The organism is Nocardia wallacei, assembly GCF_029869545.1.
GTDB lineage: Bacteria > Actinomycetota > Actinomycetes > Mycobacteriales > Mycobacteriaceae > Nocardia > Nocardia wallacei_A.
In genome coordinates this window covers 15,744-40,637 of sequence record NZ_JARWQD010000090.1, presented here as the reverse complement: position 1 = coordinate 40,637, position 24,894 = coordinate 15,744, and the positions used below count along the sequence as shown (strand labels likewise).

At 70.2% G+C, this 24,894-nt stretch carries 26 protein-coding genes; 7 read left to right on the top strand and 19 right to left on the bottom strand.

Going from position 1 to position 24,894, the window contains the following annotated elements:
- The first annotated feature begins 82 nt into the window (after positions 1-82).
- Positions 83-580: a polyadenylate-specific 3'-exoribonuclease AS gene (locus QH290_RS05745; RefSeq protein ID WP_280269919.1), complete on the top strand. Its 498-nt coding sequence runs from the start codon at positions 83-85 to the stop codon at positions 578-580.
- Between the two features lie 12 nt (positions 581-592).
- On the opposite strand, the gene QH290_RS05740 is transcribed toward QH290_RS05745, so the two are convergent.
- From QH290_RS05740 to QH290_RS05695, 10 genes are all read right to left on the bottom strand, one after another.
- Positions 593-1,318: a lysophospholipid acyltransferase family protein gene (locus QH290_RS05740; RefSeq protein WP_280269918.1), complete on the bottom strand. Its 726-nt coding sequence runs from the start codon at positions 1,316-1,318 to the stop codon at positions 593-595.
- 133 nt (positions 1,319-1,451) lie between these two features.
- Complete coding sequence (locus tag QH290_RS05735; protein WP_280269900.1) at positions 1,452-2,558, bottom strand: ROK family protein; 1,107 nt, start codon at positions 2,556-2,558, stop codon at positions 1,452-1,454.
- A complete protein-coding gene (locus QH290_RS05730) occupies positions 2,555-3,142 on the bottom strand; it encodes a hypothetical protein (RefSeq protein ID WP_280382177.1) in 588 nt (195 codons plus the stop codon). The genes QH290_RS05735 and QH290_RS05730 overlap by 4 nt, the downstream gene beginning before the upstream one ends.
- A complete protein-coding gene (locus tag QH290_RS05725) occupies positions 3,139-4,428 on the bottom strand; it encodes an ArsA family ATPase (RefSeq protein WP_280382176.1) in 1,290 nt (429 codons plus the stop codon). The genes QH290_RS05730 and QH290_RS05725 overlap by 4 nt, the downstream gene beginning before the upstream one ends.
- An 8-nt stretch (positions 4,429-4,436) precedes the next feature.
- A complete protein-coding gene (locus QH290_RS05720) occupies positions 4,437-4,874 on the bottom strand; it encodes an SRPBCC family protein (RefSeq protein ID WP_280264962.1) in 438 nt (145 codons plus the stop codon).
- Between the two features lie 55 nt (positions 4,875-4,929).
- Entirely contained in the window at positions 4,930-5,337 is a 408-nt protein-coding gene (locus QH290_RS05715) for a polyketide cyclase / dehydrase and lipid transport (RefSeq protein ID WP_280382175.1), read from the bottom strand.
- 79 nt (positions 5,338-5,416) lie between these two features.
- On the bottom strand, positions 5,417-6,568 hold the full coding sequence (locus QH290_RS05710; protein ID WP_280382174.1) for a glycosyltransferase family 4 protein: 1,152 nt from the start codon (positions 6,566-6,568) through the stop codon (positions 5,417-5,419).
- 67 nt (positions 6,569-6,635) lie between these two features.
- The gene (locus tag QH290_RS05705; RefSeq protein WP_280264965.1) at positions 6,636-7,643 is read right to left on the bottom strand and encodes a hypothetical protein; all 1,008 of its coding nucleotides are present in this window, start codon (positions 7,641-7,643) and stop codon (positions 6,636-6,638) included.
- Positions 7,644-7,691: 48 nt separating this feature from the next.
- The gene (locus QH290_RS05700; protein WP_280382173.1) at positions 7,692-8,702 is read right to left on the bottom strand and encodes an NlpC/P60 family protein; all 1,011 of its coding nucleotides are present in this window, start codon (positions 8,700-8,702) and stop codon (positions 7,692-7,694) included.
- A gap of 303 nt (positions 8,703-9,005) precedes the next feature.
- On the bottom strand, positions 9,006-9,605 hold the full coding sequence (locus QH290_RS05695) for a C40 family peptidase (protein WP_280382172.1): 600 nt from the start codon (positions 9,603-9,605) through the stop codon (positions 9,006-9,008).
- 551 nt (positions 9,606-10,156) lie between these two features.
- On the opposite strand from QH290_RS05695, the gene QH290_RS05690 reads away from it, so the two are divergent.
- Positions 10,157-11,974: a DEDD exonuclease domain-containing protein gene (locus QH290_RS05690; protein ID WP_280382171.1), complete on the top strand. Its 1,818-nt coding sequence runs from the start codon at positions 10,157-10,159 to the stop codon at positions 11,972-11,974.
- Positions 11,975-11,997: 23 nt separating this feature from the next.
- A complete protein-coding gene (locus QH290_RS05685; protein ID WP_280264968.1) occupies positions 11,998-12,273 on the top strand; it encodes an Lrp/AsnC family transcriptional regulator in 276 nt (91 codons plus the stop codon).
- Between the two features lie 57 nt (positions 12,274-12,330).
- Here the strand turns inward: QH290_RS05685 and qcrB are convergent, their stop codons facing one another.
- From qcrB to ctaE, 4 genes are all read right to left on the bottom strand, one after another.
- A complete protein-coding gene (gene qcrB / locus QH290_RS05680; RefSeq protein ID WP_280264969.1) occupies positions 12,331-13,962 on the bottom strand; it encodes a cytochrome bc1 complex cytochrome b subunit in 1,632 nt (543 codons plus the stop codon).
- Positions 13,959-15,104 (bottom strand): cytochrome bc1 complex Rieske iron-sulfur subunit, encoded by a 1,146-nt coding sequence (qcrA, locus tag QH290_RS05675; protein ID WP_280264970.1) that lies wholly within the window; start codon positions 15,102-15,104, stop codon positions 13,959-13,961. Before qcrA ends, qcrB begins: the two co-directional genes overlap by 4 nt.
- A 20-nt stretch (positions 15,105-15,124) precedes the next feature.
- Positions 15,125-16,006 (bottom strand): cytochrome bc1 complex diheme cytochrome c subunit, encoded by an 882-nt coding sequence (qcrC, locus tag QH290_RS05670; RefSeq protein WP_425301627.1) that lies wholly within the window; start codon positions 16,004-16,006, stop codon positions 15,125-15,127.
- Positions 16,007-16,075: 69 nt separating this feature from the next.
- Positions 16,076-16,687 carry an aa3-type cytochrome oxidase subunit III gene (gene ctaE / locus QH290_RS05665; RefSeq protein WP_280264971.1) on the bottom strand — a complete coding sequence of 204 codons (612 nt, stop codon included), beginning with the start codon at positions 16,685-16,687 and terminating at the stop codon, positions 16,076-16,078.
- Between the two features lie 239 nt (positions 16,688-16,926).
- On the opposite strand from ctaE, the gene trpD reads away from it, so the two are divergent.
- The 3 genes from trpD to QH290_RS05650 all read left to right on the top strand — a co-directional run bounded on the left by trpD (position 16,927) and on the right by QH290_RS05650 (position 19,589).
- Entirely contained in the window at positions 16,927-17,982 is a 1,056-nt protein-coding gene (gene trpD, locus QH290_RS05660; protein WP_280264972.1) for an anthranilate phosphoribosyltransferase, read from the top strand.
- A gap of 293 nt (positions 17,983-18,275) precedes the next feature.
- A complete protein-coding gene (locus QH290_RS05655) occupies positions 18,276-18,737 on the top strand; it encodes a nitroreductase/quinone reductase family protein (RefSeq protein ID WP_280264973.1) in 462 nt (153 codons plus the stop codon).
- A gap of 195 nt (positions 18,738-18,932) precedes the next feature.
- Entirely contained in the window at positions 18,933-19,589 is a 657-nt protein-coding gene (locus QH290_RS05650; protein WP_280264974.1) for an ElyC/SanA/YdcF family protein, read from the top strand.
- An 18-nt stretch (positions 19,590-19,607) separates the two neighbouring features.
- Here QH290_RS05650 and QH290_RS05645 read toward each other — a convergent pair whose 3' ends face one another.
- The 3 genes from QH290_RS05645 to QH290_RS05635 all read right to left on the bottom strand — a co-directional run bounded on the left by QH290_RS05645 (position 19,608) and on the right by QH290_RS05635 (position 22,107).
- Entirely contained in the window at positions 19,608-20,060 is a 453-nt protein-coding gene (locus QH290_RS05645; protein ID WP_280264975.1) for a MaoC family dehydratase, read from the bottom strand.
- A 55-nt stretch (positions 20,061-20,115) separates the two neighbouring features.
- The gene (fabG, locus tag QH290_RS05640) at positions 20,116-20,874 is read right to left on the bottom strand and encodes a 3-oxoacyl-ACP reductase FabG (RefSeq protein WP_280264976.1); all 759 of its coding nucleotides are present in this window, start codon (positions 20,872-20,874) and stop codon (positions 20,116-20,118) included.
- Positions 20,875-20,955: 81 nt separating this feature from the next.
- Positions 20,956-22,107, bottom strand: a complete 1,152-nt coding sequence (locus QH290_RS05635) for an acyl-CoA dehydrogenase family protein (RefSeq protein ID WP_280382170.1) — start codon at positions 22,105-22,107, stop codon at positions 20,956-20,958.
- A gap of 93 nt (positions 22,108-22,200) precedes the next feature.
- Between QH290_RS05635 and QH290_RS05630 the strand changes: the two genes are divergently transcribed.
- On the top strand, positions 22,201-22,923 hold the full coding sequence (locus QH290_RS05630; protein WP_280382169.1) for a TetR family transcriptional regulator: 723 nt from the start codon (positions 22,201-22,203) through the stop codon (positions 22,921-22,923).
- A gap of 25 nt (positions 22,924-22,948) precedes the next feature.
- Here QH290_RS05630 and QH290_RS05625 read toward each other — a convergent pair whose 3' ends face one another.
- A complete protein-coding gene (locus tag QH290_RS05625; protein ID WP_280269309.1) occupies positions 22,949-24,085 on the bottom strand; it encodes a sulfotransferase family protein in 1,137 nt (378 codons plus the stop codon).
- Positions 24,086-24,100: 15 nt separating this feature from the next.
- Positions 24,101-24,886 carry an SDR family oxidoreductase gene (locus tag QH290_RS05620; RefSeq protein ID WP_280382168.1) on the bottom strand — a complete coding sequence of 262 codons (786 nt, stop codon included), beginning with the start codon at positions 24,884-24,886 and terminating at the stop codon, positions 24,101-24,103.
- Positions 24,887-24,894 lie beyond the last annotated feature (8 nt).

Genomic DNA, 24,894 nt, shown 5'->3' with positions numbered 1-24,894 from the left:
ACCTCGAAAAGCCCCGCGGCATCGGATGCGGGCGACGCCGCCGGTGGAGATTCCGTCCGGCCGACCACGAGGAGCGATCGCGCTGAAATACTTTTACGACTGCGAATTCATCGAGGACGGCAAGGTGATCGACCTGGTCTCGATCGGCGTGGTCTGCGAGGACGGGCGCGAGTACTACGCGGTGTCAACGGAATTCGACCCCGGGAAGGCGGGACCGTGGGTGCGGCGCAATGTGCTGCCCAAGCTGCCCGCGCCCGCGTCGCCGCTGTGGCGCAGCCGGGCACAGATCCGCGACGACCTGTACCGGTTCCTGGTGCCGCGGCCGACCGTGGAGCCGGAGATGTGGGCCTGGGTCAGCGCCTACGACCACGTGGCCCTGTGCCAGCTGTGGGGTTCGATGGTCGACCTGCCCAGCACGCTCCCCCGCTACACCAACGAACTGCGCCAGCACTGGGAGATGTCCGGCCGCCCGCCGCTCCCCCCGGTCCCGCCCGACGCCCACGACGCCCTCGCCGACGCCCGCCACAACCTGGCGAAATACGAAGCGATAGAGGCATTCCGCCGCCGCGAGGCCTCCTAGCCACGGCCGGAATCAGCCCGCGAGGGTCTCCGGCATGCGGTCGGCGTCGGGGCGGGCGTCCTTCGGGGCGCCCTTCTTGAGGCTGGAGGCGTAGACGTCGACGTATTCCTGGTCGCCCATGCGCATCAGTTCGTACATGATCTCGTCGGTGACGGCGCGCTCGACGAAGCGATTGCCGCCCATGCCCTCGTAGCGGGAGAAGTCGATCGGCGCACCGAATTTCACGGTGACCTTGCGCGCGCGCCACTTGAACGGCCCGGGCGGGCACACCTCGTCGGTGCCGATCAGCGCCACCGGGATCACCGGGACACCGGTCTCCAGGGCGAGGCGTGCCACACCGGTCTTGCCCTTGTACAACCGGCCGTCGGGCGAGCGGGTGCCCTCCGGGTACAGGCCCACCAGGCGCCCCTCGCCCAGCAGCTTGCGGGCGGTGTTCAGGGCGCTCTCGGCGGCGTCGGCACCGCTGCGGTCGATCGGGTACTGCCCGGCGCCGGAGAAGAACCACTTCTGCAACCGGCCCTTGAGGCCGGGGGTGGTGAAGTACTCGGCCTTGGCCAGGTAGGTGATCCGGCGCGGGCTCATCAGGGGGGTGAACAACCAGTCGGTGAACGACAGGTGGTTACCGGCGAGGATGGCTGGGCCGTCGACCGGAATATTCTCGACACCCTCGGCCTTGGGCCTGTTGACCAGGTGCATGAACGGTCCCGGAAACACGAACTTCAGCAGCCAGTAGAACATCGCGTCCTTTCCCAGGTGAGCATGTACGGGACCGGCCTCCTTGCAGGCACCTCCGTCGGTGCCGACTCTACCGCCGCCGACCAGCTGTGACCAAGCCCGCACGGGCGATTTCATACGGCCCGAACCACACTCGTCAGCGCCGCGCCCCGGCGCGGCCGTCCGCGGCCGACCCGCGTCGCGCGCGCTTGCCGTCTCCGCTCTCGGCGGCGCCCTTTCCACCGGATTTCGCGGAGCCGACCGCGTAATCGCGCCGCGCGCCCTTCGCCCCGGGCTGCAGCGCGGCCCGCGCCAGTTCCGCCGCGCCGATCATGCCCGCCGCCTCGCCCAACTGCGTGGTGCGGATGCGGGCCAGCGGCCGATGCCGGGCGCCGGTGATCGCGCCCGCGTAGTGTTCGCGCGCGTCGTCGAGGAACAGCGGCGCCGACGAGCTCACGCCGCCCGCGATCACGATCAGGTCCGGATCGAAGATGTCGCCGACGAAGGCCAGCCCGAGCCCGAGCCAGCGCGCGAAGTCGGCCATCACCTCCGCGGCGACCGGATCCCCGTCCTGCGCGGCGCCCGCCACCCTGCGCCCGGTGAGCGAGCCCGGATCGCGAAATACCTCGCGTGCCAGGATGGTCGAGCGCATCGGGTCGGTGGCCAGCATCTCGATGGCGGTGTCCACCAGAGCCGTTCCGCTGCAATACCGTTCCCAGCAGCCGCGTTTGCCGCACGGGCAGGCGCGGCCGTGCGGCACCACCTGCAGATGCCCCAATTCCGGTGCCACACCGTAACTTCCGCGATACAACCGGCCCTCGACCAGCAGTGCCGCGCCGATTCCGGTGCCGATCGCCACCAGCACGCCGTTGTGCGCCCCCGCGGCGGCGCCGAACCGGTATTCCGCCCACATCGCCGCGTTGGCATCGTGTTCGAGGATGACCGGCAGCCCGAGCCGCCCGGTGAGCCGGTCCGCGACGGCGCTGTCCTCCCACGGCAGGTGCGGCGCGAACCGCACCGCCGACCGGGTCTCGTCGACGAATCCGGCCACGGCCAGGCCGACCGCGCCGATGGTGTGGCGGGCGCGCAGTTCCCGCACCGCGCGGTCCAGCCCGTCCTCCAGGGCCTGCTCCGAATGCGGGGTCGGGGCCTGCACGGTGTCGAGCACCTCCCCGGCGCCGTCGACCACCGACGCGCGAATGTTGGTGCCGCCGACATCGATGCCGACGGTCAGCGGTGCCTCCCGCCCGATGCGTGTGGTCATGCCTTGATCTGCACCGGAATCGAGACGTATCCGGACCCGCCCGAGCGGGCACCGGGCGACGGCGCCGGGCCGCGCGAACCACCGTGCGGCGCATCGCTTTCCGGATCGCCGACCACCGGGTCCACCGGGACCCCGGCCAGGGCCTCGCGCAGCACCGTCACCACGGCGGTGCCGTGCTCGGCGACCGCGGCGACGACGTCGTGATGCTCACCGCGGATCAGCGCGGCCGCGGCACACACCGGACACCAGCTGCAGCCGCCCCACTCCGCGCGGCCCTCCGCGGCGGCCCGGCGCAGCACCGGCTCCACCCGCTCCAGCACCGCCTCCGCCAGCAGGCGCATCTCCTCGGTGAATTCCCCCAGCTGGTCGCCGTGCCGGTGTTCGCCGGTCGCCGCGCCGCCCGCCCGCGGGCCGTCGTGCGGTCCCGTCGATCCACCGCGTTCGCCGGAATCCGTTGCGCCCACCGGGGATTCGTCCGCGCGCCGACGCCGGGCTTCGATGAATTCGTGGTCCGGGCCGCCAGGTGTCGCGCGGTCGGCCCACGGCCGCTCCGGCGCTTCCCTGCCGTCCTCGAACTCACTCATCGCGGCCATACCTCGGGGTCGGGGCGGAAGCGGACGATCAGCTGGTCGCCGTCGAGTTCGGCGGCGTCGACCGTGCACCGGCGCAACACCGGGGCCAGGCGCATGCGGCGCCGCACTCCGTCCGCTCCCACGATCAAATCGTCCTCCACTCGTCCCAGTCGCAACGTCGCCGGGTCGACCACGGGCAACCGCATCCGCAGCGTGTACACCGACTGCGGGCCGGTGCCCGATTCCCGCCGCACCACCGGTTCGCCGTCCCGCGCGCGCTCGGTGTTCGTGTCGTCGCCAAGCATAGGGTCTGCCGGAGTTACTACCCGGTTCCCGCGCGAATCCACCGCATACGACAATTCGGTCAGCGAATCGATACCGACCGGTTCCGGGCCGCTGTGGTGGGCCACCGTCACGGTGACATCGGGCAGCCGCCCGCGCAACTCGCCGATCACGTCCAATTGCTCGGCGCGGCGGGCCAGATACCACTGCACGGCAGGGTGGTCGACACCGTCCGGCGCGGGCATCGGCGCCAGCACCTTGTTCACGATCACCTCGTCCAGCCGCAGGCCCAGCAGCGCCGCCGCCGACCGCACCCGCGCGGTCTCCGCGAGCGCGACCCGCTCGGCGCCCGTGATCAGCCGGGCACCGGTGCGGTCGCGGTCGCCCAGCAGGTCCCGCACGCCCGCGACCGCGGTCGCGATCCGTTCCACCGCCGCCGCCAGCACGGCCCGCCGCAGGTCCGGGCCCCCGGCGCTGAGCGCACGGGACTGCGCCGGCCACAGCCGCTCCAGATAGCCGAGCAGGGTCTCCGGGGCGGTCACGATGCGCAGCATGTCCGCCGAGGGCGGGCAGTCCACCACGATCACGTCCCAGTCGTCCTCGTCGGCGAACTCCGCGATCTCGGTGAGCATCAGCAATTCCTGCACGCCCGGCAGCCCGGTCAGCTCGGCGGGATCCAGCGCCGCCAGATCCACCCCGTGCTCGTGCCCGGACCCGCTGCCCAGCATGCCGACCACGTCGCGGAACCGATCCTCGAGCAGCGCCAGCGAATCGATCTCGATCACATCGAGTCCGGGCAGCACCGTGGCCACCCCGGCGACGGTGCCCGGATCGTGCGGGAACCGGAAGCCGAGGGCATCACCGAGCGAATGGGCCTGGTCCAGGGAGGCGATCAGCACGCGGGCGCCCGCGCGGGTGTGCGCCATCGCCGTGGCGCAGGCCAGGGTCGTCTTCCCCACCCCGCCCTTGCCGATGAACAACTCCAGGCGGGTCCGGCCCGCCGAGCGATCAGCCACCCGCCCCGTCAGCCTTCGACCCGTTTCTTGAGTTCCTTCAGCGCCGTATCGGTGATCACCTTCTCGGCCTTGCGCTTGAACATCCCGATCATCGGGATCGTCAGGTCCACGGTCAGCTCGTAGATCACCTGGGTGGTGCCGTCGGGCTGGTCGATCAGCTCGTAGGTGCCGTCCTGCGCCTTCTGCAGATCGCCGCTGACCAGCTGCCAGCTCACGGCCTTACCGTCCGGGCGCCAGGTGTAGGACAGCAGGTAGGTGTCCTTGACGACACCGGCGTCGAGCACGAAGCGGGCCGTGCGCGCGCGGCCGTCGGGGAATTTGTCGACGACCTCCACCGACCGCGCGGCCGACACCCATTCCGGATACGACTCCAGATCGGCGATGACGCTCATCACCCGATCCGACGGGGCGTCGATGATGATCGACCTCTGGGTCCGGTCGGCCATGAGTGGCTGGGTGTCCTTTCCGGCTTGCGGTGCGGGAGAACAGGATTCGGACGAGCTAGGGCGAGACTGCGGTGATGCGGGACGGCCCGGGGGCGATCCCTGCCGCCCGGCCCGCCTCGAGGCGGGCCTTGATCTCGAACGACATCTTCTTGCCCGCCACGCGCCGCGCCCGGTTGGCGGCCATCAGCTCGCGCATCGGCAGCCGGGACGCGTCACCGGGCTCGGCGTGCAGGAAGTAGTGCAGGATGACGCCGTCCAGGCAGGGCTGCAGCCACACCTCCATCGTGCCGTCCAGGGGGCCGCTCACGCTCCAGCGAATTCCCTTGTCGCCGCGGTCTTCCCGCAGTTCGAGGGTGAGGTCGGGCCACCACTGCCGCCAGCGGGAACGATCGGCCAGTACCTCGGCGACCGCGGCGCCCGGCGCGGCGACGAACGTCTGATCGGCGACCTGGATGGTGCTCATGCCTCCGCCTCGCCAGCGCTGGCTGTGCCGATGATTCGCTCGCTTCGCTCCCTCATAAACGCTGAGCCTAACCCAACCGCTACCGCCGCCCCGATCTCGCGTTCGCATCCAACAGGGTACGCAGGCGGCCGCCGAGCACATCCCAGCGCCACTGCTCGGCGACCCAGGCGCGGCCCGCGGCGCCCATGCGGGCGGCGGCGTCGCGGTCGCTCAGGATGCCCACGATCGCGTCGACGATCTCGCTGTTCGAACGCCCGTCGACGACACGCCCGGTCCGCCCCTCCTGCACGGTTTCCGGTGCGCCGCCGGAATTTCCCGCCACCACCGGGACCCCGCTCGCCGACGCCTCGAGGTAGACGATGCCCAGCCCCTCCACGTCCAGGCCCGCCCCGCGGGTTCGGCAGGGCATGGCGAACACGTCGGCGAGGGTGTGGTGTGCCGCCAATTCCGACGACGGCACCCGGCCGGTGAACACCACGTGGTTGTCGAGGTCGAGCGCGTGGGCGAAGGCGCGCAACTTCTCCTCGTAGGGCCCGCCACCGGCGATCACCAGCACCGCGCCGTCGATGCGCTGGATGATCTCGAGCATCGCGATGAGCAGCATGTCCTGCCCCTTGCGCGGGACCAGCCGCGACAGGCACAGGATGGTGGGCCGGTCCCCCAGCCCGTAGCGCGCCCGAAGTTCTTCCCGCGCCGCCGGATCCGGGCGGAACACCGTGGTGTCGACGCCGGGCGGCAGGTACTCGAGCGCCGCGTCCGGGCCGAACGCGGCCGCGAACCGGCGCCGGGTGTACTTGCTGACGTAGGTGACGACGTCGGTGTGGTTGCCGATCGCCCGCAGCGACTGCCGCGCCGCCGGCAGCATCGACCAGCCCACCTCGTGGCCGTGCGTGCTGGCCAGGATCCGCCGCGCGCCCGCGCGCCGCAGCAGCGGCGACATCAGCGCCAGCGGCGCCGCGGCACCGAACCACACCGTCTCGCACCGCTCGTCGCGCAGCAGCTTGGCCGCCCGCCGCAGCACCAGCGGCGTCGGCAGCATCAGCGTCGTCGGGTGGCGGACCACCTGGAACGGCTGCTCGGCGTCGAATCGCAGATGGCTGTCGCCCTTCCACCGCGGCGCGTACACCACCAGTTCGTCCGGGGGTAATTGCAGCGCCAGCGAATGCACGTACGACTGGATACCGCCCGGCCGCGGCGGGAAATCGTTGGTAACCAGCAGGGTACGCGCCATGGGGGCAATCCTATCCACGCCGCCGCGCGCCGCGGTCGTGGGACGGAGGAGGCGTAATCCCTTGGCGCTAGGCGAGGATGCGGGAGCGGATCCAGTCGCGCCAGCGGACGACGAAATCGTGGTGGCCGATGCCGAGACAGGAGCGCAGGGTGCCGTCGAGGGCGTGCGCGTCCTTCGGCCCGCTGGCCATGCGGTGGTACAGCTCGACCAGCTTCGGCTCCCCGAACTGGCTGGCGGTGAAGGCATTGACCGACCATGCCTCCTCGTAGGCGAGGACGGCGTCGTTGCCCGATCCCGGCGCGAAGGCGGCATCGGGGGGCAGATCCTCCGGCAGGTCGCCGGTGCGGGCGCGGGCGGCCAGGGTCGGCGCCTGCTGCGCGAACGGGTCCCGCTCCTCGCGCCGGGCCGAATATTCGGCGAACCCCTCCAGCACCCACTGCGGCGAGCCGTCGGTGGTCCGCGCGCGGGCGGCGACGTGGGTGAGTTCGTGACGCAGGGTGTCGCGCAGCCCCTCCGGGCCGAGCCGGCGGATCGCGTCGGGGGCGAACACCACGCGCTGCCCGGTGGGCCGGCTGCCGGGCAGGAACGGATCCGAGACCGACGCCGCCGCCACGGCGGCGGACACCGTTCCCGTCGCGTGGGTGAGCGCGGCGAATTCGGCGGGGCCCGAGGCGATCGCCACGACCGCCGACTGCGACCAGTCCGGCCCCCACAGGCCGGTGATCTCGGCGACCGCGGGACCGATCTCGCGGGACAGGGTGTCGACGTCGCCGCGCTGGCGCGAATGCCCGAACACCGTCGACAGTCGGCCGTCCTCACCGGAAACCTGCTGGGTGACAACGGGTCCGTAGGATTCCATGACCCGGCGCAGCTCGGCGAGCTGTGGATCCGGATCCACCGGGGCGGCGGCCTCGGCGGCCGCGGGCGCCGGATGAATTCTGGTCAGCGCCGCCTTGGGCAGCAGGACCAGCGCGCCGCCCGCCGCGGTCAGCGCGACGATCATGGCGACGGTGGCGACGAACTCGAATCGCCGCCGCGCCCGCATCCACTGACGGACCCGCCACCGCGCGGTCATACCGCGCCCGTGCTGCACTCGTTCATGCCTCGGCTCACCTCGGTGTGATTAGGACATGCCCTTCCAATATCGCCGCGCGGAGTGGTACGGGGTCGAATCCATCGGCGCCACCGCGACCGGAACGCCGAAGGTCGAGGCGTGCAGCATCAGGCCGTTCCCCGCGTAGATCCCCACGTGGGTGATGTCGGGATAAAAGAAGACCACATCCCCCGGCTGCAGGTCTTGTTTGCTCACCGGCGTGCCGACCGACGCCTGCGCCTGGCTGGTCCGCGGCACATTGATGCCGACCTGGTGGAAGGCCCATTGGACCAGGCCCGAGCAGTCGAACTGGTCGGGGCCGGTGGCGCCCCAGACGTACGGGTCGCCGATGCGGGTGAGCCCCGCGGCCAGCGCGCTGGTGCCGCTGCCGGGGACCAGGCCGTTGAGCAGCCGGTCGCGGTCGAAGCCGGGCGGGAACAGCGACCCGGCCAGCGCGGATTTGTCGCCCGCCGACAGCTGGCCCCAGGCGCCGATCACCTGCGCGATCGACCCTTGCAGGTCGGCGCGCTTGCGCTCCAGATCCGTGCGGACGGTGTCGGCCTGCTGCGCGGCGGCGCGCGCGGCGTCGGCGGCGGTGCGGGAGGTGGCCTGCGCCGCGGTGGCGGCGTCGGTGGCCTTCTTGTATTGCGAGACCTGGGCGGCGGTCTGGGTCGACAGCACGTCGAGGGTGGACATCTGGTCCAGCAGTTGCTGCGGCGAATCGCTGACCAGCACCGAGAACAACCGGTTGGTGCGGGCGCCCTGGTAGGCGGCCACCGCGGTGCGGTCGATGGCGGGCTGGAACTTGCGCACCTCCGCCTGCGCCGCGTCGACGACCTCGGTGGCGCTGGCCAGCTCGGCGTCGGCGTCGCGGGCCACGGCCTGCTTGGCGTCGAGGTCGGACTGGGCGGCGAGGGCCTGCTGGTTGAGCTGCTCGGCCTGATGCGACAGCTCGATGAGCCGCTGCACGGCGTCGCTCGCGCTGGTCGGCTGGGCGACCGGATCGGCGACGGCGCCGCCGCCGGTACAGGCCCCGAACACCAGGGCTCCTACCGCGAGGGACCCACCCACCACGCGTCTGGTTCGATAGTTGCGGTGCTGCGCTGTCACTGCCTGCCGTGCCCCGTTCTCGCTGAAATCCGATGCGGTGTCCGCGGAATCCTGCTGCGCGGAAATCACGAAGGTCTCGATCAGGTTACGGAACGGCTACCGTGGATGTCCAGTAGGCCACGAAACGATCACAGCCGCCGAGGTCGGAGGCCGCCGCACGGGCGTGACGGCAGCTCGCGCGCACAACGCCGGGCACGCGAGCGCCGCCGTCGGCACCACCCGATCGAGCAGAGATCAGTAGCGGCTGGCGCCGTCGACCGGCATCGAGGAGATCGGCGCGACGGCCACGGGCTGGCCGTAGGTGGAGGCGTGCACCACGTTGCCGTCGCCGACGTACAGGCCGGAGTGGCCGCCGCCGTAGAACGAGACCACGTCGCCGGGCTGCAGATCGTCCATCGACACGGGGGTGCCCGCGCTGGCCTGCGCCTGGCTGGTGCGCGGCAGGTCCACTCCGGCCTGCCCGTAGGACCACTGCACCAGACCGGAGCAGTCGAAGGCGTCCGGACCGGTGGCGCCGTAGGAGTACGGGGTGCCGACCCGGCTCAGCGCGGCATCGGCGGCGCGCTGGCCCGCCGACTGCTGCGGGGCGGGCGCGGGCGCGACGCCCGGCAGCTCGACGCCCGGGGGCAGCACGCCCGGCGGGATGGCGCCCGGCGGAATCGCGGCGAGCATCTGGTCCGGCACGTCGACGGTGCCGACGCCCGGCACGGTGACCGGCGCCGCCGAGGCGGGCGCCGTGGGGAGCAGCAGTGCGCTGAGGGTGGCTGCGCCAACGGCTCCGGCAGCCACGGCCCGGTGTGCGATGCGCCCCTGGCCCTGTCGCTTGTTCGCCATGATGCGGTACTCCTCATCTGCCCCACGACGCCGCACCCGGTGGTGCGTCGGACTCCGTGAGGTCTCAGGAAGATTACGAGCACATAACGGTGTGTTGTAAAGCCGCGAACAAGCGAAACGGGACTGGACAAGATTTGCGGGCCACGCGGGCTGCGACATATCTCACAGCAATCACGAAACGATAACGTGGCGCAGCTACCAGGGCGTTTTCCGGCGGCAACCGAACCCCGCGAGCGGCGCGCCGATCTTGTGTTTACACCGCGGTAATTCGGGAAATCAGCATGTCGGGAGGAGCCTTCCAACCCGAACACGACCGATCAGTTTGTGTTTTGTGATCGCCCACGACGACACGTCGTAGCACGCCTCGGGCAGTGCCCCGCCGTTATCCGCGAAGTCCCGCGAATTGATCCGGACTACGCATGAATGTGACCCTGGTCTCATTTCCCGAGATTCCGGCAATTCGAACCTCGCAGCCCGAACACTCGACCGGAACTTCAGGCAAATACCACGTCGCGGCGTATCTGTCGGACCTCGCCGTTACGCTCCCCGCCGTGCCCGACACCGCGTTCGATGCGACGTCCGGATCCGCCGCGCCCCGTCCGGCCCAACTGGCGTTCGACGACCTGGATACGCCGCTGTACGCCACCACGTTCGTCGTCGTGGACCTGGAGACCACCGGCACGAGCCCGGAGCGCGACGCCATCACCGAGATCGGTGCGGTGAAGGTGCGCGGCGGCGAGGTGCTGGGCGAGTTCGCCACCCTGGTCAATCCGGGCTGCGCGATTCCGCCCCAGATCGTGCACGTCACCGGGATCACCACGGCCATGGTCATGGAGGCCCCGCGCATCGATGCGGTGCTGCCCGGATTCCTGGAGTTCGCCGCGGGCGCGGTCCTCGTCGCCCACAACGCCCGGTTCGACACCGGATTCCTGAAGGCCGCGGCGGCCCGCTGCGCCGCCGCCTGGCCCGCCTTCCAGGTGCTGTGCACGGTGCAGCTGGCGCGGCGGATCCTGGCCCGCGACGAGGCGCCGACCGTGCGGCTCTCGGCGCTGGCGCAGCTGCTGGGCGCGTCCACCCGTCCCACCCACCGCGCGCTGGACGACGCCCGCGCCACCGTGGACGTGCTGCACGCCCTGATCGAACGGGTCGGCAACCAGGGCGTGCACAGCCTGACCGAACTGGTCGACTATCTGCCCGAGGTGAGCCGGCGGCAGCGGTCCAAGCGCTTCCTCGCCGCCGATCTGCCCGCCGCGCCCGGGGTGTATCTGTTCCGCGGGCCGTCGGAGGAGGTCCTCTATATAGGGACGGCGGTACACCTGCGCCGCCGAGTGCGCAGCTACTTCACCGGATCCGAAACCCGCACGCGCATGCGGGAAATGGTGGCGCTGGCCACGCGGGTCGACCATGTGCGATGCGCGCACGGGCTGGAGGCCGGGGTGCGGGAGCTGCGGCTGCTGGTCGCGCACACCCCGCCCTACAACCGCCGATCGAAGTTTCCCAAGCGGGCCTGGTGGCTCACGCTCACCGCCGAGCCCTTCCCCCGCTTCGCGATCACCCGCACACCGACCTGGGACGCGCTGGGCCCCTTCGGTTCCCGTGCCGAGGCGGCCGAGGTGGCCGCCACCGTCGCCGAGTACTGCGGGCTGCGCACCTGCACCGCGCGCATACCGCGGCACGGCCGCCACGGGGCCGACTGTCCGCCGGAGGCGGTCGGGGGCTGTCCGGCGGGCACCGGCGAACTCCGCGACGCCGCGCAGTACGCCCCCGCGCCGCAGTCCGTGCGCGAGCTGTTCACCGGGGTCAGCGACGCGGCCCTGCACGCCATCCGGGACCGCGTCGAAACCTACGCCGCCGCCGAGCATTTCGAGGCCGCAGCCCGGCTGCGCGACCGCCTGAAGGCGGTGATCCGCGCGCTGCGCCGCACCCAGCGCCTCGCCGCGGTGGCCCGCCTCGCCGAACTGGTCGCCGCCCGGCCCGACGGTTCCGGCGGATGGGAATTCGCGGTGATCCGCTATGGTCGCCTCGCCGCCGCGGGCACCGCCGCCCGAGGCATCTCCGCCATGCCCGTAGTCGAATCCCTCGTCGCGTCCGCGGAAACCGTGGTGCCCGCACGGTTCGAAGACTCACTCGATCTCGGTTCCGCCCACGTCCTCGCCGACCCACGCCATCCCCCGCTGCGCGGCGCCTCGCCGGAGGAGACCGGCCTCATCGCCCGCTGGCTGGAACAGCCGGGCACCCGCATCGTCCGGACCACCGACGGCTACCACGAGCCCCGCCTGGGCGCCGGTCCGTGGCTGCGCTGGCTCGACCGCGCCGAGGCCGCCACGCGCACGGAATCCGCCAGCCACGACTACCTCGCCCACACCTGAACCACGGCAATAGACTCGGCGGCATGATTACCGCGATCGTATTGATTCACGCCGAGGCCGCGCGCATTCCCGAGACCGCGCAGGCGCTGGCCGACCTGGACGGGGTGGCCGAGGTGTATTCGTGCGCCGGAGACGTCGACCTGATCGCGGTGGTGCGGGTCCGCGACCACGAGCAGATCGCCGAGGTGGTGACGGGCCGCATCAACAAGACCCCCGGCGTCCTGCGCACCGCCACCCACATCGCCTTCAAGTCCTACTCCCGCGCCGACGTCGAGGCGGGCTTCTCCATCGGCGAATAGCCCGGCACAAAGCGAAGGCCCCGAGCCGATATCGACTCGGGGCCACGCTGAGCGGGGTCAGTGGCCGTGTTTGCCGCTGCCCTCGCCGCTGCTCTGCTCCTGGTACTCGGCCAGGATCTCCAGCTGCTTGTGGTGCTCTTCCTTCTCGTAGGCGGTGAGTTGCTCCGCCTGCGGCGCCGGGTCGGCACTGAGGAACGAGCCCAGGCCCGGCTTGCCCGCCCAGCCCAGCTTGTTCATCTTCTTCGGCACCGGCGCACCCTGGTACTCCAGCGGAATCGGATGACCGTGGTCGTCCACCGGGCCCAGCGGCTGGTGCACCTCGATGTACTCGCCGTGCGGCAGCCGCTTGATCACACCGGTCTCGATGCCGTGCTCGAGCACCTGCCGGTCGCTGCGCTGCAGCCCCAGGCACATCCGGTACGCGAGGAAGTACGCGATCGGCGGGCCCACCAGCAGCGCGATGCGGAAGAACCACGTCGTCGCGTTCAGCGAGATGTCGAACTGCAGCGAGATGATGTCGTTGACACACGCCAGGGTCAGCACCAGGTAGAAGGTGATCGCCATGGCGCCGATCGCGGTGCGCACCGGCACATCCCGCGGCCGCTGCAGCAGGTTGTGGCGGGCGTCGTCACCGGTGAGCCGCTTCTCGATCCACGGGTAGGCGATCAGCACCGTGAACACCAGGCCCATGACCAGCGCCACCCAGAACGCCGCCGGAATGGTGTAGCGGCCCAGGTACAGCTCCCACGGCGGCATCAGGCGCGCCATGCCGTCGGTCCACATCATGTAGAAGTCGGGCTGCGAACCCGCCGACACCTGAGAGGGGTTGTAGGGACCCAGGTTCCAGATCGGGTTGATCTGCAGCACGCCGCCCATGATCGCGACGATGCCCAGGGTGAACATGAAGAACGCGCCCTGGTCGGCGGCGAACACCGGCACGATGCGGGCACCGACCACGTTCTTCTCGGTGCGGCCCGGGCCGGGGAACTGCGTGTGCTTCTGGTACCACACCAGCGCCACGTGCGCGGCGATGAGCGCCAGGATGATGCCCGGCAGCAGCAGCACGTGCGCGATGTACAGGCGCGGGATGATGATGTCGCCGGGGAAGTCGCCGCCGAACAGCAACCAGTGCAGCCACGTACCGATCACCGGCACACCGATCGTGATGCCCGAGAACGCCGCGCGCAGACCGGTTCCCGACAGCAGGTCGTCGGGCAGCGAGTAGCCGAAGAAGCCCTCGAACATCGCCAGGATCAGCAGCAGCGAACCGATCACCCAGTTCGCCTCGCGCGGCTTGCGGAACGCGCCGGTGAAGAAGATGCGGAACAGGTGGATGATGATCGACGCCGCGAACAGCAGCGCCGCCCAGTGGTGCACCTGCCGCACGAACAGACCGCCGCGCACCTCGAAGGAGATGTTCAGCGCGGTCTCGAACGCCCGCGACATGGTCACGCCGCGCAGCGGCTGATAGGACCCGTTGTAGACGACCTCGCTCATCGACGGATCGAAGAACAGGGTCAGATACACGCCCGACAGCAGCAGGATGATGAAGCTGTACAGCGCGATCTCACCGAGCAGGAACGACCAGTGCGTCGGGAAGACCTTGTTGATCGACCGCTTGACGAACGCCGCCATGTGGTAGCGCTCGTCCATTTCGTTGGCCTGTGCGGCCGCTTTCGAGGGACTCATGAACGACGCTCCCAGTAGGCCGGGCCGAGCGGCTCGATGAAGTCGCCGTTGGCGACCAGGTAGCCCTCGGAGTTGACGGTGATCGGCAGCTGCGGCAGCGCACGGGCGGCCGGACCGAAGATCGGCTTACCCCACTCGGTCGCCGAGAACTGCGACTGGTGGCAGGGGCACAGGATCCGGTTGGTCTGCTGCTCGAACAGCGAGGTCGGGCAGCCCAGGTGGGTGCAGATCTTCGAGTAGGCGAAGTAGTCGCCGTAGTTGAAGCTCTCCTGGCCCTTGCGCTTGATCGCCTTCTGCGCGTCCTCGGTGCGCAGCCGGATCAGCATGACCGCGTTGCGGATTCCGCGCAGCGACTCGAGGGTCTCGTGCTCGTTGCCGCGCCATTCCTCTTTCCAGGGGAACACGGTCTCCATGGCGCCGGCGTCGAGATCCTCCGGCCGCACCAGCACGACGTCCTCGGGGCGGCCGGTGTCCTTGCGGATGTAGATGGTCTGCCCCGGGAAGTCCGGCGTCCAGCCCGACACCCACAGCGGCGACTTGTCGCCCTTGGCCCACGGGTTCTTGACCAGGCCGCCGACGAACAGGAACAGCGCGCCGATGCCCAGCACGCCCACGCCCAGACCGGCGGTGCGGGTGATCATCTTGCGGCGGCCCAGCGTCGAGGTCTCGAGCGCGTCCTGCAGCTCGGCGACCAGGGTGCGCCGCTCCACCTCGTCGGACTTGCCGTCGTGGCGGTCCTGGATGGAGATCTCCGGCGGGATGAACTTCTTGCGGATCAGCACCACGGCGACGCCGATGGCCAGCACCGCCACGCCCAGCGTGATGCCGTAGAGCGGGGTGGTCAGCGAGTAGATCCCGGCGCCGTCCTCGTGCCGGCTCTTGTACTGCCAGGGCCAGAACAGGAACACGCCGATCAGTGCGAGGGCCGCGATCGCCGAGATGGCGAACCACAGCGACACCTGCCGCTCGGCCCGCTTCTCCGCGCGGGTCCCCGGAACCGGCCAGCGCGGCGAGCGGTAGGCGACGTCGACGCCGTCGCGCTTGGTGCCGAGCTCGACCAGCTCGGACTGCGACATCGCGTCGAGCTGCTCCTCGGTGGGGCTCAGGTCGTCCCCCGGCTTGCCGTCAGCAGGCGCGCCCATGTCGTTTTGCTCCTTATCACTCATGAGCGGGATCCGATCCACATCGCCGAGCCGACCAGCGCCACGATGCCGACCACCCAGATGGCCAGGCCCTCGGTCGCGGGGCCGAAGCCGCCGAGGCCGTAGCCGCCCTCCGGCTTGGACTCGGTGCGGTCCTTCACGTAGGCGACGATGTCGCGCTTCTCCTCCGGCGTCAGCTGCCGGTCGGAGAACTTCGGCATGTTCTGCGGGCCGGTCAGCATCGCGGTGTAGATCTGCTGCTCGCTGGCGGGGCCGAGCGGCGGTGCGAACTTACCGGACGACAGGGCGCCGCCCTTACCGGTGAAGTTGTGGCAGGACGCGCAGTTCATCCGGAACAGCTCGCCGCCGCGGCCGAGGTCGCCGCCCTGGATCAGCGACTCCTGCGCGATCTCGCCGTTCGGGTCGCGCACGACGGTCGGACCGCCACCGTTGGCCGCGATGTAGGCGCCCAGCGCATCGGTCTGGCGCTCGTCGAACTTCGGGGGCTTGCGCTCGATCTGCGCGCCGTTGACCGCGGCGGGCATGCGGCCGGTGGAGACCTGGAAGTACACGGCGGCCTCGCCGACGCCGATCAGGCTGGGACCACGGTCCTGCACGCCCTGCAGGTTCGCGCCGTGGCAGGTGATGCAGGAGGTGTCGTAGATCTGCTTGCCCTCGCGGATCATCGCGGACTTGTCCTCGTTCGCCGTCGCGACCTGCGCATCGGGGGTCAGCGCCGACGCCGCGAAACCGGCTCCGACGAGGCCCATCAGAAGAACCAGACCGCCCGCGACCTTGCGGCGCATCCGGCGCTGCCTGCGGGTCTTGGTGGCCTGGTTATTCCGAGCGCTGCCGATCCCCGGGCTGGTGGGATCTGGCGCTGACGGGGGAGATGAACTCATCTGTGTCCCTTTGGAGTAGACGGAACCGACTGATGCTTGGGCTGGTGCTTGCCGAGAAGCGTAGGTGTCCTATCGGACGAAGTAGATCGTGGCGAACAACCCGATCCACACGATGTCGACGAAGTGCCAGTAGTAGGAGACGACGATCGCCGCGGTGGCCTGGGCCGGCGTGAACTTACTGACCTTGGTGCGAACCAGCAGGAAGATGAACGCGATGAGACCGCCGATGACGTGCAGACCGTGGAATCCGGTGGTGATGTAGAACACCGAGCCGTACACGCTGCTGGAGATCGAGGTGCCCTCGTGCACCAGGTTCATGTACTCGTAGCCCTGACCGGCGACGAAGAAGGCGCCCATCAGGAAGGTGATCACGTACCAGCGCCGCAGCCCGAACACGTCGCCCTTCTCGGCGGCGAACACGCCCATCTGGCAGGTGAACGAGGAGGCGACCAGCACCGCGGTGACGGGCACGGCGAGCTTCAGGTTCAGCTCCGTCGGCTCCGGCGGCCAGTTGCCGTGGGCCTGGGCGCGGGCGACGAAGTACATGGCGAAGAGGCCGGCGAAGAACATCAGCTCGCTCGACAGCCAGATGATGGTTCCGACGCTGACCATGTTGGGCCGGTTCAGCGAGTGCACGCGCTGAGTAATGGCCGATCCTGGGGTCCCTACTGCGGTCGTCACGCGGGTAAGTATGACTCGTCGTAGTACGACAGGCGTAGCCGGGTACGAAACTTCCTGTCGCGTGTCGGAAATCCCACGGCGAGAGGGGGTCTCGCCGACCCTCCGGCGTGTCACCCGAATATGCAGTTCGGAGGCGGTTCAGCGGGCTTTCCGGCGTGCGTAGCCCCGCAACCGGGGGCATAACGAATTGCCCCGCCCCACTAGGCTGCTACCAAGCGACACCGCGACAGGAGATTGTGATGAGCGCGCGCACCTGGCCCCAGATCCTCGGGGCCCTCACCGATGGGGTCGACCTGACCGCGGACGAGGCGGCGTGGGCCATCGACGAGATCTTCTCCGACAACGCCACGCAGGCACAGATCGCCGCGTTCGGCGTGGCCATGAAGATGAAGGGCCCCACGGCCTCCGAGCTGTCGGGCCTGGCGGCGGGCATGCTGGGGCACGCCCGGCGGGTGCCGCTGGAGGGCCCCGCGGTCGACATCGTCGGCACCGGCGGCGACCGGTCGGGCACCGTCAACATCTCGACCATGTCCGCGATCGTGGTGTCGGCCGCCGGGGTTCCGGTGGTCAAGCACGGGAATCGGGCGGCGTCGTCGAAGAGCGGCGGCGCGGACGTGCTGGAGGCGCTGGGGGTGCGCATCGCGCTGGGGCCGCAGGCGGTCGCGCGGTGCGTGCGCGAGGTGGGCATCGGATTCTGTTTCGCCCCGCTGTTCCACTCCGGGCTGCGGTTCGCCGGTCCGGCCCGCAAGGAGATCGGCGTGCCGACCGTGTTCAATGTGCTGGGCCCGCTGACCAATCCGGCGCAGCCGCAGGCGGGGCTGATCGGCTGCGCGTTCGCGGATCTGCTCCCGGTGATCGCGGGCGCGTTCGCCGAGCGCGGGAACAACGCGCTGGTGGTGCGCGGCAACGACGGCCTCGACGAGATCACCACCGCCGACACCACCACGGCCTGGGTGGTCACCGGCGGCCATCTCACCCAGACGACGATCGACCCCACCCGGATCGGCATTCCGCGCGTGTCCGAGGAATCGCTGCGCGGCGGCGACGCCGAGACGAACGCGGTCGTCGCGCGCAACATGCTGGGCGGCCAGCCCGGCCCGGTCCGCGATGCGGTGCTGCTGAATTCGGCCGCCGCCATCGTCGCCTACGACCTCACCCCGGAGACCGCCGAGAAGGACATCCACGACGTCCTGGCCGGTGCGCTCGACCGGGCGGCGCACGCCGTGGACAGCGGCGCGGCGGCACAACTGCTGGACCGCTGGGTCGCCCTCACCAACGAACTCGGCTCGGACTGAGCGGTCCCGGCGGCCTCAACCGCCCCTGCCTCACGGCCCTCGGGGGCCGTGAGGCAGGGAAACAGAAACGGGCCGTGAGCCAGGGGAGGCTGGAACGGGCCGCGATCGGGAGGCTGGAACGGGCCGCGAGACACGGCAGGCTGGAACGGGACGCGAGCGGGAGGCTGGAAGGAGCCTTCGATGTATCAGCTCCTGTCGGTCCTGGAATCCGATTGATCTCCTCCCGTCCGTCGCTTTTGCGCATGTCGGGCGGGCGGAGTTCTTACAATGCGGGAAGCAGGCAGGAGCGGGTCATGAGCTTCCAGAAGATTCCGCCCGGCACGCGGGGTCCGGCGGGCATGCACTCGAACTATTTCAGCCGGTTCACGATGCGGATGATGGAGCAGTTGCATCGCTTCCGCGGGGATCGGTTCCAGGGCATGGACCTGCTGTATCTGACCACGGTGGGCGCCAGGACGGGGCAGCGGCGCCAGGCGACCCTCACCCGCTTCCCCGAGGAGGACGGCTGGCTGGTGGTGGCCTCGATGGGCGGCGCCATCCGGCACCCGGCCTGGTACCACAACATCGCGGCGCACCCGGACCAGGTGTGGGCCGAGGTCTGCGCCCGCGAATTCCGGGTCGAGGTCGAGCAACTCGAGGGCGCCCAGCGGGAAACGGCATGGAAGCGGATCACCGCCGAACAGCCGCGCTACCTCGACTACGCGGCCAAGACCGACCGCCTGATCCCGATCCTGAAGTTACGCCCCGCCCTCTGATCTCGGCGCCGGGCGGTTCGCGATAGCACCGGCTCGCCGACCGATGGTACCGGATCGCACGGCGGCTCCCGCCGCCCTGGCACATTCACGCCGATGTGGCGTGTTCCCCTGTCCCCCAGCTCATTACGAGTGATCATGGACTGATGGCCCGTCTCCGCACCGGGTATCCGGCGCGGCTGTCCTGGGGAGGTTCGATTGTTTCCGACCGTCCGCTCCAACCGAATTCCGGCCCTCATCCGATTCCCGAAGCTCACCGCCGCGCTCGCACTGGCCGCCGCCGCGCTCGGCGCGGCGCTCACCGCGGCTCCCGCCCGCTCGGACACACCCCCCGATCCGCTCGGCGCACTCTCCGAAGACGTTCTGGCGGCGTTGAATTCGGCCCGGTTCCAACTGCCCGGCCTGCCGCTGGTCGCGGGCCTGGGCGCCGACACCGCGATCGTGGTGCTGGGGTACGGGCTGGAACCGGACGGCGCGATGCGACCGGAGCTCGCCGACCGGCTGTCCGCCGCGCACGTGCAGGCGATGCTGACCCCGAACGCGCCGATCGTGGTGACCGGTGGCAACCCCGAGAACGGCATCACCGAGGCGCGGGTGATGGCGGATTGGCTTGTCGCCCGGGGTATTCCGCCGCACCGGATCCATATCGAGGATCGCGCGGAGTCGACGCTAGAGAACGCCGAGTACTCCGCGCAGATGATGGGCACGATCGGCGCGAACAGCGCGGTGCTGGTCACCTCGTCCGACCATATGCCGCGCGCGCAGGGCGATTTCGTCGCCGCGGGCGTCACGGTGGTGGCGACCCTGACGCCCGATCAGGCACCCTCGGCCGTGGTGCCGTTCGGGTCGCCGTGAGCCCGCGCCCGGTGTGGCTCAGGTGAGATACCGGACGATGCCCTGGGCGACGCAGGCCGGTTTCTCCGCGCCCTCGAGTTCTATGGTGACGGTGCGTTCGGCCTGCATGCCGCCCGGGATCTCGTGCACCGCGTCGAGGGCGACGCGGGCTCGGATGCGGCCACCGGAGGGCACCGGGGTGATGAAGCGAACCTTGTTGAGGCCGTAGTTGATTCCCATCCGGATGCCGCCGACCGTGACGGCCTGGTTGGCCAGCGGTACCGACAGCGACAGGGTGAGGAAGCCGTGCGCGATGGTGGTCCCGTAGGGGCCCTGCGCCGCCCGCTCGGTGTCGACGTGGATCCACTGGTGGTCGCCGGTGGCCTCGGCGAAGGTGTCGATGCGGTCCTGATCGACGCGCAGCCAGTCGCTGACGCCGATCTCCGTACCCACCGCGGCCTTCAACTCCGCGAGATCAGCGAATTCCGTCATGCGAAGCGCTCCTTCGGTTCTCGTTCGAGGATAGACGGGTTCTCTGCACGGGGCCTCAGAGACGGCGGCCACCGTCGACGTAGAGGGTCTGGCCGGTGATGAACGAGGCCTGGTCGGAGGCCAGGAAGGCGACCGCGTTCGCGATGTCCTCCGGCCGCCCGACCCGGCGCACCGGGGTGATGTCGGCGGTCTTGGCCTGCAGCTGCTCGGGGGTGACGCCGAGGCGGGCCGCGGTGGCGGCGGTCATCTCGGTGACGATGAAGCCCGGCGCGACGGCGTTGACGGTGATGCCGAACGGGCCCAATTCCATGGCGAGCGTGCGGGTCAGGCCCTGGATGCCCATCTTGGCGGCCGAATAGTTGGCCTGGCCGCGATTGCCGAGCGCGGACACGCTGGAGGTGTTGACGATCCTGCCGTACTTCTGCGCGACCATGTGCCGCTGGGCGGCCCGGCAGCACAGGAACGCCCCGCGCAGATGCACCGACAGCACGGTGTCCCAATCCTCGGCCGACATCTTGAACAGCAGGTTGTCCCGCACCACACCGGCATTGTTGACCAGGATGTCCAGCGAGCCCAGCTCGGCGGCAACGCGATCCACCGCCGCGTCGACCTCGGCCTCGTCGGTCACGTTGCAGGCCACCGGGATCGCGGTGCCCCCGGCGGCGGCGATCGCCTCGGCCGTTGTCTTGCAGGCGGTTTCGTCGAGGTCGGCGATGGCGACGGCGGCGCCGTCGGCGGCGAGTTTCGCTGCCGTCGCGGCACCGATGCCGCGGGCGGCGCCGGTGATCAGGGCTACTCTCTGTTTCTCCGTCATCGGTCCTCCTGGAGTGGATCCCGGCCAAGTGCGTGCCGGGACGACGTGGTTGGGGTGCGCCCGGACGACGCGGTCGCGTTGCTACACAAAGGCACTCACGCCCGTGAGCGCGCGGCCTATGAGCAGCTTCTGGATCTGGCTGGTGCCCTCGTAGAGGGTCAGCACGCGCGCGTCGCGCAGGTACTTCGACACCGGGTACTCGTCGATGTAGCCGTAGCCGCCGAACACCTGAATCGCGTTGTTGGCGGCCTTCACCGCGGCCTCGCTGGCGAACAGCTTCGCGACCGAGGCCTCGGTACCGAACGGCTTACCTCGATCGACGAGTCCGGCCACCCGCCAGGCCAGCAGCCGCGCCGCCTCGACGTCGACCGCGATATCGGCGATCAGCTCCTGCACCAGCTGATACGAGGCGATCGGCTTGCCGAACTGCTCGCGTTCGCGTGCGTATCGCACCGACGCCTCCAGGCATCCGCGCGCCACACCGACGCATCCGGCCGCCACCCCCATCCGCCCCTTGTCCAGCGCCGCCATCGCGATCCGGAAGCCGCCGCCCTCCGCACCGAGCCGCGCCGCATCCGGCACCCGCACACCGTCGAGCACGATCTCCGCGGTGGCCTGGCCGCGCAGGCCGAGCTTGCCCTTGATCTCGGTGCGCCCGAAGCCGGGCGCATCGGTGGGCACGAGGAACGCCGTGACGCCCTTGGGACCCGGACCGCCCGTGCGCGCGAAGACCACCGCGACCTCGGCCCAGGTACCGTTGGTGATGAACATCTTGGTCCCCGACAGCACCCAGTCGTCACCGTCGCGGACCGCGCGGGTGGTGAGATTGGCTGCGTCCGAACCGGTTTCGGGTTCGGTCAGCGCGAAGCAGCCCAGCGCCTCCCCCGCGCACAGCCGCGGCAGCCACCGCCGCTTCTGCTCCTCGCTGCCGTAGCTCTTGATCGACTTGGCGACCAGCCCCAGCGAGACCGACACGATGCCGCGCACCGAACTGTCGCCCCGGCCGAGCTCCTCGAGCAGCACGCAGTACGACAGCGCGTCGCCGCCGGAACCGCCGTACTCCTCCGGGATCTCGATGCCGAGGAAGCCCATCTCGCCGAGCTTGCGCACGATCGCGATATCCACCGCCTCGGCCCGGTCCCAGGCCGCCGCATGCGGGACGACCTCCTTGTCGACCCAGGCGCGGGCGACCTCACGCAGGGCGGCGTGGGCGTCGCCGAGTTCCAGATCCATCGCGGGAAACTCCCAACCGAACGGTGTTAGGTTTGTGCCGCCACGGTATCCTAACGGCGTTCGGTTTTTCAAGGGAGTCCGGGAGGTGTGCTCATGGCCAGGCCGCGCGTGCCACTGCTGAGCCGCGAGCGCATACGCGACGCGGCGCTGGAGCTGATCGACCGCGACGGCCTGGGCGAGCTGTCGATGCGCAAGCTCGCGGCCGAACTCGGCGTGCAGGCCGCGTCGCTGTACGGGCACTACCCCACGAAGGACGACCTGCTCGACGACATCGCCGGGGGGATCATGGCCCGGGTCGACACGTCGGGATTCGATGCCCCCGGCTGGCGCACCGGCCTGATGTCGTGGGCCCGCTCGTATCGCGCCGCGCTGGTCCGGCACCCCAATTTCGTGCCGTATCTGGCGGCGGGCCCGGGGCGGCGCGAGGAGAATCTGCGCCACGCCGACGCCGTGCACGGCGGCCTGGTGCGGGCCGGGTGGCCGCCGCGCCAGGCCACCATGATCGGCGCCGCCACCCGCTACGTGGTCATGGGCTCCACCATCGGCTCGTTCTCCCGCGGCTTCGTCGACGACGTCCAGGTCTACCGCGACCGCTACCCCCACCTGGAGCAGGCCCATCTACTCCGCGCCAAGGCCGACGAAATCGACGCGGAGAGTTTCGAATTGGCCCTCGAATCGTTCGTCGACGGCCTGCAGACCCGTTTCGCCACCATCACGCGGCGCCGGGCCCCGCGCCGCGGTCAGGGGGGCGGGGGGGGTTGTCCCCCCCCCCGGGGGCGGGGCCCCGGCCCCGGGGGTCTGGGGGGCTTTGGGTGATCGCCCGCCCGTCGTGGCGAACGATTCAGGGCAGCCGGAACTCCTGCCTGATCCGGTCCTCGGTCAGCCCGTAATCGGACAGGTCGTATCGGTGCACGGGTCGGCGGTCGCCGGTGCGGCTCTCCTCGTCGAGGGCGGACATGGCCGCGCGGGCCGCCTCGGTGAACTCGATGCCGAAGGCCCGGTAGATCGATTCGACCGTGCCGAGCGGATCGGCGCGCAGGTCCGCGAAGTCGACGTCCAGGAACTGCGCCTGGTCGTAACGCTTACGCGCCGTGGTGAATTCGTGCAGCCCCCGCGACCACAGCTCGAGCTGGCTCTCGCCGATGCGGGACCCGGTGAAGGTGTGCGACCAGCCCCGGGCGGCGTGCTCGGACAGGCTGCACACCGAGGCCAGGACGGTGGCGGGGTCGCGGTGGGTCTGGATCACCAGCGCGTCCGGGTACACGGCCATCAACGCGTCGAGGGCGAACAGATGGCTGGGGTTCTTCAGGATCCAGCGGCGCTCGTCGCCCAGGCCGATCAGCTGCAGATTGCCGCGGTGGCGGGCGTAGGCGTCGGTCCAGTCCTGCCGCCGCAGCCACTGCGAGTAGGTGGGCAGGTAGGCCAGGCATTCGTAGGACACCGATTTCACCGTCTGCCGCAGCAGCTGCCAGCACTCCTCCACCTCGGCGGCGGACATGTAGTGCAGGCCCATGAATTCCGGGTTCTCGATGTGATGCTGGGCGAATCCGGCGTCGATCTGCCGGTATACCGGGTTGTCGGCCCAGGTTTCGCGCGGCGGCCGGGGCTGCGGGAACTCGGTCAGCCACATCTCCAGGGCCTGGTGGCGCGGATCGGCGGCCAGCAGGCGATGCAGCGCGGTGGTGCCGGTGCGGGGCAGGCCGGTGACGAAAATCGGCCTGGTGACCGGGGTTTCGTCGTAGGCGGGGTGGGCCTTCCAGGAGGCTTCGCTCAGCGCGCGGGCGACCAGGGCGCCGCGCAGGAAGTAGCGATTCATCTTGCTGCCGAGCTCGGTCAGGTCGGCATCGCGTCGATAGGACTCGAGCAGGACGCCGAGGGCCTCGTGGTAGTCGGGGGAACCGAAGTCGGTCAGGCCGCAGGCCCTGGTGGCCGAGGCGTGCAGATCCTCGACCGTGCCTACGTCGGTGCGGGTGGTCATGGAGCGGTCCTTGTCTCAGGCGTGGTATTCGCCGCAGTTGACGTCGAGGGTCTGGCCGGTGATGGCGCTGGACCAGTCGGAGGCGAGAAACACCACGGCGTGCGCGATCTCGTCCGGTTCGGGCAGGCGTTTGAGATCCGATCGGGCGGCGGTCTGCTCGTATACCTGGTCGACGGTGATGCCGTACTTCTCGGCGACCTCGCCGAAGTACCACCTCAGCTGGTCGCTCCAGATGTATCCGGGCGCCACGCTGTTGACGCGGATACCCTTGTCCCCCAGCTCGGTTGCCAGCGTCTGCGACATCGCCAGCAGGGCGGATTTGGCCATCTTGTAGCTGCCGTAGCGGGGTTCGGAGTGGCGCAGTACGGCCGAATTGATCATCACCACCGCGCCTTTGGTCTCGGCCAGCGCGGCGGTGAATGCCTGTGTCATGCGCAGGCCGCCCAGCACCGTCAGGTCCACGCTGTCGCGGATCTGCTGAAAGTCGGTGCGGGCCAGCGGTTTCATCGACGGTACCGCGAAGGCGTTGTTGACCAGGGCGTCGACGCGGCCGAAGGTGTCGAGCGTGCGCCGCACCAAATTGTCGACCGCGCCGTCGTCGGCGATATCGGTGGGCACGCAGAGGGTTTCGCCGCCGACGGCCTCGATCTCGGCGGCGACCTCCTTCAGGCGGGACTCGGTGCGGGCGGCCAGCACCACCTTCGCCCCGGCCGCGGCCGCCTCCAGGCAGATCGATCGGCCGAGCCCGGGCCCGACGCCGCTGACCACGACGACCTTGTCCGCCAGCAATGCGGTGCTCATAGTGTTTC